Source organism: Streptomyces sp. ActVer (genome assembly GCF_027270795.1).
Taxonomy (GTDB): Bacteria; Actinomycetota; Actinomycetes; order Streptomycetales; family Streptomycetaceae; genus Streptomyces; species Streptomyces umbrinus_A.
Genome location: NZ_JAPWHT010000943.1, coordinates 1 through 996 on the forward strand (window position 1 = coordinate 1; position 996 = coordinate 996).

General features: G+C 77.0%; 1 pseudogene. It reads right to left on the reverse strand.

Annotated features, from left to right (window positions below):
* Positions 1-996, reverse strand: a pseudogene (locus O3Q52_RS53505) (primosome assembly protein PriA); the annotation flags it as partial.

Consider the following 996-nt stretch of genomic DNA (forward strand, 5'->3'; position numbering starts at 1 on the left):
CCACCGCCGCAACGCGTCCTCGCCGGCCCGCAGATCGGGCCGCCCCAGCATCGCCCAGCCGTCGAGCAGCAGCGCCGCCGCGTACCCGCCCTCGGCCACGGGCTCCGCGCCCGGCGTGCTGACGACCAGTGCGGGTGCCCCCGGCACGGTGTCCAGGATCTGCTCGCGCCCCGACGTCCGCACAGGGACCGCCGGAAAGGCCCGCCCGAGCTCCTCGGCGGTCCGCCGCGCCCCCACGACCTGCGCCCGCAACCGGAACCCACCGCACTCGGGACAGCGCCACTCCGGCTCGTCCCGGCCGCACCACCCGCAACGCAGCCCGCCGGCGTCCTGCCCCTCCAAGGGCCCGGCGCAGTGCCGGCACCGCGCGGCCGCCCGGCACTGTGCACAGGCCATCCGCGGCACATAGCCACGCCGTGGCACCTGCACCAGCACCGGCCCCTGCTTCAGCCCCTCCCGTACGACCTGCCAGGCGAGGGTGGGCAGCCGCGCGGCCCGCGCCGCCTCGTCGCGCGCGAGATCCCCGTCCCCCACGGTCCGTACGAGCGGAGCCGCGCCCCGCATCTGCTCCCGCTCAGCGACGATCGGAGCCGCCCAGCCGCTCTCCACGAGCTGCGCGGCCTCGACGGTGCAGCTCCAACTGCCCAGCAGGAACGCGCACTTGTCGTGCGCGGCCCGCAGCAACAGCACCTCCCGCGCATGCGGCTGGGGGGCGTGCAGCTCGCTGTGGCTGCCGTCCCCGTCGTCCCACATGGCGACAAGTCCCAGGTCCTGCACAGGCGCGAACATGGCGGCCCTGGTGCCCACGACGGCCCGTACGGACCCGCGCCGCACCGCGAGCCACTGCCGGTACCTCTTCTCGGGTCCGGCCTCGGCCGTGAGCACGGCATGCCGCCCCTCGCCCAGTACGGAGGTCAGCGCGGCGTCGACCCGGCTGACGGCCCGCCCGTCCGGCACGACGGCGAGCGCACCGCGGCCCGAGGCGGGCGTCGCCCC